1 protein-coding gene is annotated in these 450 nt (G+C 36.2%); it reads left to right on the top strand.

Annotated features, from left to right (window positions below; all coding sequences use genetic code 11):
• The coding region (locus KQX66_RS36450; RefSeq protein ID WP_216798394.1) for a serine hydrolase domain-containing protein at window positions 1-450 on the top strand (450 nt) is incomplete at both ends.

Genomic DNA, 450 nt, shown 5'->3' with positions numbered 1-450 from the left:
TATCAGATAACGCCGGTGTAAAAGATAAAGCTTCCAAAGCTCCGATCACCAAAGACACTATGTTTGGTATAGGTTCGATAAGTAAAATGCATGTATCTGCTGCAACGATGATACTAGCTGATGCTAATAAAATTGATATTGATAAACCACTTACAACGTATATCAAAGACTTCAAAATGGCAGATGAAAGATATAAAAAAATTACACCTCGTATGTTAATGAATCATGCGTCAGGGCTTTACGGTTCTCACTTTCCGAATAGTACTTTATTAGATGACAATGATACAAAACTCCACGATGAATTATTGATCAAGTTACAATCGGAACATTTAAATGCAAATCCAGGTGAATTCTCCGTTTATTGTAACGATGGGTTTGGTCTGCTTGAAATCATGATTGAACGAGTGAGCGGTATGAGCTATACCGAATTCCTTGCGAAATATGTGAGCA

The organism is Paenibacillus oleatilyticus, from assembly GCF_018998565.1.
Classification (GTDB): domain Bacteria; phylum Bacillota; class Bacilli; order Paenibacillales; family NBRC-103111; genus Paenibacillus_G; species Paenibacillus_G oleatilyticus.
Note: the sequence above shows the minus strand (reverse complement) of the source record. Positions and strands in the feature narration are given on the sequence as shown.